The organism is Streptomyces sp. C (genome assembly GCF_000158895.1).
GTDB classification, from domain to species: domain Bacteria; phylum Actinomycetota; class Actinomycetes; order Streptomycetales; family Streptomycetaceae; genus Streptomyces; species Streptomyces racemochromogenes.
Genome location: NZ_GG657750.1, coordinates 1784570 through 1792732 on the forward strand (window position 1 = coordinate 1784570; position 8163 = coordinate 1792732).

The window sequence follows — 8163 nt, forward strand, 5'->3', positions numbered from 1 at the left end:
CTTGCGGATGTACGACTGCGTGGTGAAGGTGAACCTTCCGGGCAGGTACGAGGGGTGGCAAGAGGGGCGGCACGAGGGGCGGGGAGGGCGCTCCGACGCGGGTGAGTGGACGACGTACGAGGACGTCGCGCTGGACGACGGGGATTTCGAGGAGATCGGCCGGGCGTTCCCGGATTCCCTGGTGCGCGGGGGGCGGGTGGGAGGGGCGTCCGCGCTGTTCCTCTCGATTCCGGACGCCGTGGACCACGCCCAGGCCTGGATGACCGAAAACAGACGCTGATTGACTGAACGATGAGGGGATGTGGCGAAGCAGCTCCGGAATGATGTTTCTTCGCTCGCAGCTTCGGGACGGGGGTCGTGTGCCCGCATCAGTGCAGCCGTACTTTTTTCTCAGTTATGCGCATACACCGAGGTTCGGGCCTGGAGGACCCGATCCCGACATGTGGGTGGAGCGCCTCTTCCGTGACCTGTGCAGCCACATCATGGCGCTCACGGACCTGCCCGCCGGGTCCGAGGCCGGCTTCATGGACCGGGAGATACGCAGCGGCGAGGGCTGGTCGGAACGGCTCGGGGCGGCGCTCGCCACCTGCCGGGTCTTCGTCCCCCTGTTCTCGCCGCGCTACTTCGCCAGTGAGATGTGCGGGAAGGAGTGGTTCGCCTTCGCGCAGCGCACCATCCAGCACGGTGCGGTCAGCAACCAGCCGGCCGCCGAGGCCATCGTCCCCGCCCTGTGGGTGCCGGTACCCCCCTCCCAACTGCCGGGCCCGGCCGAGCGGTTGCAGTTCAACCACAACACCTTCGGCGAGCGCTACGTCACCGACGGCCTGTACGGCCTGATCAAGCTGCGCGGGTACGCCGAGCAGTACGAGCAGGCCGTGTACGAACTGGCCCGGCGCATCGTCCGGGTGGCCGAGACCGTACGCCTGCACCCGGTGCGCCCGCTGGACTACCGGGTGGTGCCCAGCGCGTTCGGGCACAGCGGCGGCCAGGGCCCCGTCCCGGGCGGCAGCCCCTCCCGCACCCTCCACGTGACCGTGGCCGCCGCTTCCCGGCACGACCTGCCGGACGGCCGCAGCCCCGAGTACTACGGGGAGAGCGCCCTCGACTGGAACCCGTACCACCCGACCTCCCAGCGGCCCGTCGCCTACGTCGCCGAGGACCTGGTCAGGAACCTCAACTACCAGACCACGATGTCCTCCTTCGACGACGAGGCCGGCCACTTCGACAGCAAGCAGCCGCCCACCCGCCCCGAGATCCTGATCGTCGACCGCTGGGCGGTGGAGGACGAACAGCGCCGCCAGCGGCTGGCCGCCTTCGACCAGGAGCACCGCCCGTGGATCAACGTGGTCGTGCCGTGGAACCGGTACGACCACCAGAGCCGGGCCAAGGAGGCCGAACTCGCCCGCCGGCTGGAGGAGACCCTGCCGGTCAAGATGAGCCAGGGCCGGGCCGCCTGCCGGGCCGCGGCCAACGGCGTGGCCAGCATGGAGACGCTCGGCCAGATCCTGCCGCAGGTGGTCGAGGCGGCCGCGCAGCAGTACCTGAGACACGCGCAGGTGTACCTGCCTGCCGGGAACACCTCGACCGAACGTCCCCGGCTGCTGGGCCCGATGGGGATGGGCGGGCCGCCTCCGTTACCACCGCCGGCCCCCTTCCCGGCCGCACGGCGGCACGGCGGCGCGAGCGGCCCGGACGGCGAGACCGACGAGCACGGCGAAGACACCGACACAGACCCGGGGGGACGCGGATGACAGCCAGTCGTGACAGCCGAGACGGACGCATCGTCACCTTCTACTCGTACAAGGGCGGTACCGGCCGCACGATGGCCCTCGCCAACACGGCCTGGATCCTCGCCGCCAACGGCAAGCGGGTCCTCGCCGTGGACTGGGACCTGGAGGCCCCGGGCCTGCACCGCTTCTTCCACCCCTTCCTGGACCCCTCCACCCTGGGGGCCACCACCGGTGTCATCGACCTGATCAGCGAGTACGCCTGGGCCGCCACCAGCCCCGTGCAGCGCGCCGCCGACTGGCACAAGGAGTACGCGCGGATCCAGCCGCACGCCGTCTCCCTCACCCCCGAGACCCACGGCTGGGAGTTCCCGGACGGCGGCACCCTCGACTTCGTCTCGGCGGGCCGGCAGAACCGCGAGTACTCGGCGACCGTGTCCACCTTCGACTGGGACAACTTCTACGACCGGCTCGGCGGCGGCCTCTTCTTCGACGCCCTGCGCGCCGACATGAAGGCCAACTACGACTACGTCCTGATCGACAGCCGTACCGGCCTGTCCGACATCGCCGACATCTGCACCGTCCACCTCCCCGACGTCCTGGTGGACTGCTTCACCCTGTCCGACCAGTCCATCGACGGCGCCGCCTCGGTGGCCCGGCAGATCGACGAGCGGTTCAACGACCGCGGCATCAAGATCTACCCGGTGCCCATGCGCATCGACGAGGGCGAGAAGGAGAAGGCCGACGCCGGCCGCGCCCTGGCCCGCCTGAAGTTCGACCGCTTCCCCAACGGCCTCGTGGGGGACGAGCTGACGTCCTACTGGGGCGCGGTGGAGATCCCGTACCGCCCCTACTACGCCTACGAGGAGACGCTGGCCACCTTCGGCGACGAGGCCGGGCTGACCAACTCCCTGCTCTCCGCCTTCGAACGGCTCACCGCGGTGGTCACCGGCGGCGAGATCACCTCCATGCCGGTGATCGGCGAGGAGGTCCGGCTGCGGATCCGCGACGCCTTCACCCGGCGCCGCCCGGCACTGCCCGCCGACCTGTTCCTCTCCTACGTCGCCGAGAACCGGATGTGGGCCGACTGGATCGAGTCGGTGCTCACCCGGGCCGGATTCCGGGTGGTCCCCAAGGACGTGTCCGCCGAGCGCGCGCCCGACGCGGCCGCCGGCGACACCCTGGGCGGGGCGGGGCTCAGCGTGGACACCGCCGCCCGGACCGTGGTGCTGCTCTCCAGCGCCTACCTCAAGTCGGCCCGCGCCGTGGACGTGTGGAACCGGGCCGCCGCCGAGGACCCGACCGGGGGCCGGCGCCACCTGATACCGCTGCGGGTGGGCGACGTACGCCTGGCCACGCCCTACATCGACCGGAACCCGGTGGACCTGTTCCGGCTCGACGAGGTGCACGCGACCGCCGCCCTGCTGCGCGCGGTGGAGCGGCCGATGGCGCTGCCGGACACCGTGTCCAGCGCCTCGCAGCCCGGCCCCCGCTTCCCGGGCACCGTCCCGAAGATCTGGAACGCGCCGCCCCGCAACCCCGGCTTCACCGGCCGCTCCATCGTGCTGGAGCGGATGCGCGACCAGCTCGGCGGCGGCATGGCCGTGGTGCTGCCGCAGCCGCAGACCCTGTACGGGCTCGGCGGCGTGGGCAAGACCCAGGTGGCGCAGGAGTACGTGCACCGTTTCATGGCCGACTACGACCTGGTGTGGTGGATCTCCTCGGAGCAGACCGACGACGTGCGGGCCTCCCTGGCGGAGCTGGCCGTACGGCTGGGCGCGCAGACCGGCGAGGACATCGAGGCCGCCTCCAAGGAGGCGATCGACCTGCTGCGGCGCGGGGTGCCGACCTCGCGCTGGCTGCTGGTGTTCGACAACGCCGACGATCCCGAGACGCTGAAGCGGTTCTTCCCGCCGGGCGGCCCGGGGCACGTGCTGGTGACCTCCCGCAACCAGTCGTGGTCCCAGTACGGGGACGCGCTGCCGGTGGACGTGTTCCTGCGCGAGGAGTCCATCGAGCACCTCCAGCGCCGGGCGCCGGGGCTGGGCAAGGAGGACGCCGAGCAGGTGGCCGTGGCCGTGGGCGACCTGCCGCTGGCCGTCGAGCAGGCGGGCGCCTGGATCTCGGAGACCGCGACGCCGGTGTCGGTGTACCTGGAGCAGCTCGCCGAGCAGACGGCGCGGGTGCTGAGCCTGAACCAGCCGGAGGGCTACCCGCAGCCGGTGGCGGCGACGTGGAACGTGTCGATCGAGCGGCTCCAGTCCCGCTCCCCGGCCGCGGTGCGGCTGCTCCAGCTGTGCGCGTTCTTCGCGCCGGAGCCCATCTCCGCGAACCTGCTCTACAGCAAGGAGATGATCGACGCGCTCAAGCCGTACGACCCCTCGCTCCAGGAGAAGCTGGTGCTGGGCCGGGTGATCCGGGAGATCGGCCGGTTCGCGATGGCCAAGGTCGACCAGGTCGGCAACAGCATCCAGGTGCACCGGCTGGTGCAGGCGGTGATCCGGGCGCAGCTGTCGGAGGACGAGCAGCGCGAGGCGCGGCACGCGGTGCACCGGATCCTGGCGGGGGCGCGCCCGGACGACGACGAGCCGATAGACAACCCGGAGACCTGGCCGAGGTTCAACACGATCTGGCCGCACCTGAACCCGTCCGAGGCCCGGTTCTGCTCGGAGCCGGAGACCCGGCGGCTGCTGATCGACCGGGTGCGCTACCTGTGGAAGCGCGGTGACTTCAAGGCGGCGTACGCGCTGGGCGAGGAGCTGCGCGAGGCCTGGCGGGAGCTGCTGGGCAGCGACGACCTGCAGTACCTGTACCTGCGGTTCCACCTGTCGAACATCCTGCGCTCCCGGGGCCGGTTCGTGGAGGCGAAGGAGCTGGACGAGGTGACGCTGGAGCGGCAGCGGGCCGCGCTGGGCCCCTCGCACCCGCACACGTACATGACCACCAGCGGTCTGGCGATGGACCTGGGCGCGCTGGGGCAGTACGGGAGGGCGATGGAGCTGGCGACGGCCGCGCACGAGGGCTTCGGGCAGATCTTCCACGAGGCGCACCCGCGCACCCTGGCGGCGGCGAACAACCTGGCGCTGAACCTGCGCATGGTCGGGCAGTACGCGCGGGCCCGGGAGATCGACCAGGAGGTCTTCGACCGGCGCACCGAGGTGCTGGGCCCGGACCACCCGTACACGCTGTCCTCGGCGCAGAACCTGGCCCGGGACCTGCGCGAGGTGGGCCGGTACGACGATTCGGTGCAGCTGCTGAGCCGGACGTACGAGATCTACAAGCGGCAGCTGGGCCGGGCCTTCCCGGGCACGCTGTCGGCGGCGAAGAACCTGGCGGTGTCGCTGCGGCGGGCCGGGGAGCTGGAGAACGCGCTGCGGCTGACGACGGCGACCCGCAACCGGTACCGGGCCAAGTACACCTCGGTCAATCCGGACCTGCTGGCCTGTGAGCTGAACCTGGCCTCGGACCTGTTCGCGACGGGTGATCCGGGCGCGGCGCGGGACCTGGCGCAGGAGGTCGTGGACGAGTACATGAAGGTGCCGGGCGAGAAGCACCCGTACACCCTGGCTGCCGTGAACAACCTGGCGGTCTTCCACTGGGGCACGGGCGCCGCGGAGACGGCGGAGCCGCTGCTGCGGCAGACGATCCGCAGCATGCGCGAGGTGCTGGGTGACAACCACCCGCACACGATCTTCGCGCACCTGAACCTGGCGAACGCGCGGGCCGACCTGGGCGACCCGGACGGGGCCCTGGAGCTGGAGCGGATCGCGGTGGTGCGGCTGCGCGAGGCGCTGGGGGCGCACCATCCGGAGACCCTGGCGAGCGCCTCGAACATGGCGGTCAGCCTGGACATGGTGGGCCGCAAGGAGGAGGCGGCGCGGGTGCGGGCGGAGGCGGTGTCCGAGCTGACGCGGCTGCTCGGGGAGGACCACGGTCTGACCCGGTACGCCCGTGACGAGCGGCGGGTCCACCGGGACCTGGAGCCGCTCGCGGTGTGATCCGACGGCGGGCGGCGGGGCTTCGCGGCCCCGCCGCCCGGGAGCGAGCGCAGGGGGCGCCGTGAGCGACAGCATGACCTTTGGCAACGAGGACCTGCCGGTCCTCTTCCACCACACCGATCAGGCGGCGGTCTCCCGGCAGCGGGAGTCGACGCAGGCCACGCGCGCGCAGCTGCTGCTGCTGGTCGTGGCCGCGGGGGCCGCGGCCCTGCCGGCCGGGCCGGCGGCGGGCGGGCTGCACGTGTTCGCGGCGGTGAGCGCGCTGGCGTACGCGGGGGTGCTGGCCGTGGGCGTACGGGCGGGCAGCCGGCGGGCCCGTCCGCAGTGGCAGCTCAACCGCAGCGCGGCCGAGTTCATCAAGTCCCTGGCGTGGCGGTACGCCGTGCACGGGGCGCCGTTCGGGTCCGAGGTCGCCGGGCCGGAGGAGGTGTACCGGGCGCGGCTGGAGAAGGGGCTGGACGAGCTGCGCAAGATGGGCTGGGAGGATCCGCGGGCGGCGGGCCTGGTGCCGGAGGGCGGTGAGATCACCGGGGCGATGCAGCGGCTGCGCGGGCTGGACTACCAGGTGCGCAGGGAGACGTACGTCCGGGACCGGCTGATCGAGCAGCGCAACTGGTACCGGCGCAAGACGGAAGGGACGCGGCGGGCGACGGCGGTGTGGTCGTGGACGATCGTGCTGCTGACCTGCCTGGCGCTGCTGCTGGCGGTGCTGGGTGCCTTCGGCTCGGGGCCGGGGGCGGGGCCGGCGGGGCTGCTGAGCGCGGCCGCGGCGGCGGGGATCGCCTGGAACGAGGTGCGCCGCCACCATCCGCTGATCGAGGCGCACACGCTGATCGAGCAGGACCTGGCGGCGATGATGGTGGTGATGCAGACGACCATCACGGAGTCGCAGTGGCCGTCCGCCGTGTACGAGACGGAGCGGTACGTGTCGCCGCAGCACACCGACTGGCTGGCGCGGCACAGCAGTTGAGGGCAGTGGTTGGCTCCGGCCGGCGGGGCGTGGCTCAGTCGCGGGCGACGCCCTCGCGCCAGATGACGGTGACGGGTTTGCCGAGGGCGCGGGCGTAGGCGACGATCTCGCCGGTGCCGCCGTGCCCGCGTGCGGGGAGGCCGTCCCAGACGGCGACGAGCCGGTCGCAGCAGTCGGCGATGTAGGTGCCGGCGGCGTAGTAGGCCTCGTCGGTGGAGCGGGCGAAGTCCAGCCGGACCTCCTGGGCGGCGCGGCGCCTCAGCCGGCGGTAGCCGGCGAGGGCGTCGGGGTCCTCGAAGGTGTCCTCGTAGTCCTCGCTGGGGATCACGACGGTGAGGTCGGCGCCGTGTTCCAGGGCGATGTCCGCGAAGAGCTGGTCGGCTCCGTCGGCGAGGCTGGAGAAGGCCTCCAGCGGGCCCGGGTGGCCGGCGAGCGCGGCCCGCAGGCCCTCCTGCACGTGGCCGAGCACCTCATCGGGAATCGACCGGTGGCCGGTCACTCCGATGCGCTTCATACGAGCTCCTCCCCCGTGGGCGCCCAGGACATCCTGGACATCCTCCCAGAAGGAGGGAGGACGTCCAGGGGGCCTGCGGCCGGGGGGCGGAGGTCAGTAGACGCTGACGCCGTAGGCGTTCAGGGCCTCCACGACCGGCTGGAAGAAGGTGGTGCCGCCGGAGGAGCAGTTGCCGCTGCCGCCGGAGGTGAGGCCGACGGCGCGGCTTCCGGAGTAGAGGGGGCCGCCGCTGTCGCCGGGTTCGGCGCAGACGTTGGTCCTGATCATCCCGTAGACGATGTCGCCGCCGCCGTAGTTCACGGTGGCGTTGAGGCCGGTCACGGAGCCGCTGTGGATGCCGGTGGTGGAGCCGCGCCGGGTGACGGACATGCCGGTGGTGGCGTTGACGGCGCTGGTGATGTCCTGGCTGCCGACGGTGCCGGGCGGGACCGGGCTGTTGCTGGCGTACTTGATGAGCCCGTAGTCGTTGGTGGGGAAGCTGGAGCCGGCGGTGCTGCCGACGACGGTGGTGTGGGAGGAGTTGCTCCACCAGGTGCCGGCGCCCTCGGTGCAGTGGCCGGCGGTGAGGATGTAGTAGTTGCTGCCGCTGCGGACGTTGAAGCCGAGCGAGCAGCGCCAGCTGCTGGCGTAGATGGCGTCGCCGCCGGAGAGCAGCTTGGTGAGCTTGCCGGGGGTGCGTTCGATGCGGAGCGCGGCGGCGTCGGGGCCGGCCTCGCGGCGGATTCTGGCGATGTCGGCGCCGGTGACGGTGGAGTCTGCGGTGACCACGAGGGTGCCGGTGGCGGGGTCGGTGTGCCATGCGGTGCCGGCGACGTCGGCGCGCAGGACGGAGGCCCCTGCGGCGGCGAGGCGGGCGGCGCTGAAGCCGTTGCCGTTGTCGTCCGCGCTGGCGGCGGTGGGGGCTGCCAGGGCTGCCGTCGCGGCCAGGCCGGCGGCCAGGGCGAGCAGGCGGAG

At 72.2% G+C, this 8163-nt stretch carries 6 protein-coding genes; 4 read left to right on the forward strand and 2 right to left on the reverse strand.

Features of this window, described 5'->3' with window-relative positions:
* The 4 genes from SSNG_RS37820 to SSNG_RS07885 all read left to right on the forward strand — a co-directional run.
* Positions 1-280: AAC(3) family N-acetyltransferase (locus SSNG_RS37820; RefSeq protein ID WP_165364983.1), on the forward strand; the 280-nt coding region annotated here is incomplete at its 5' end.
* A 43-nt stretch (positions 281-323) separates the two neighbouring features.
* Positions 324-1751, forward strand: coding sequence for a TIR-like protein FxsC (locus tag SSNG_RS07875; protein WP_128637413.1), 1428 nt, complete (start codon positions 324-326; stop codon positions 1749-1751).
* Positions 1748-5725, forward strand: a complete 3978-nt coding sequence (gene fxsT, locus SSNG_RS07880; protein WP_007263276.1) for an FxSxx-COOH system tetratricopeptide repeat protein — start codon at positions 1748-1750, stop codon at positions 5723-5725. Before SSNG_RS07875 ends, fxsT begins: the two co-directional genes overlap by 4 nt.
* A 73-nt stretch (positions 5726-5798) precedes the next feature.
* The gene (locus SSNG_RS07885) at positions 5799-6695 is read left to right on the forward strand and encodes a DUF4231 domain-containing protein (RefSeq protein ID WP_042803083.1); all 897 of its coding nucleotides are present in this window, start codon (positions 5799-5801) and stop codon (positions 6693-6695) included.
* Positions 6696-6729: 34 nt separating this feature from the next.
* Here SSNG_RS07885 and SSNG_RS07890 read toward each other — a convergent pair whose 3' ends face one another.
* Positions 6730-7209: a hypothetical protein gene (locus SSNG_RS07890; protein ID WP_007263278.1), complete on the reverse strand. Its 480-nt coding sequence runs from the start codon at positions 7207-7209 to the stop codon at positions 6730-6732.
* A 93-nt stretch (positions 7210-7302) separates the two neighbouring features.
* Positions 7303-8163, reverse strand: an 861-nt coding sequence (locus SSNG_RS07895; protein WP_241695004.1) for a S1 family peptidase, incomplete at its 5' end; no start/stop codon positions are given.

Bases quoted from the DNA above. Each gene is read 5' to 3' on its own strand.
- fxsT (WP_007263276.1), top strand. From the start codon at position 1,748: ATGACAGCCAGTCGTGACAGCCGAGACGGACGCATCGTCACCTTCTAC.
- SSNG_RS07890 (WP_007263278.1), bottom strand. From the start codon at position 7,209: ATGAAGCGCATCGGAGTGACCGGCCACCGGTCGATTCCCGATGAGGTG.
- SSNG_RS07875 (WP_128637413.1), top strand. From the start codon at position 324: ATGTTTCTTCGCTCGCAGCTTCGGGACGGGGGTCGTGTGCCCGCATCA.
- SSNG_RS07885 (WP_042803083.1), top strand. From the start codon at position 5,799: ATGACCTTTGGCAACGAGGACCTGCCGGTCCTCTTCCACCACACCGAT.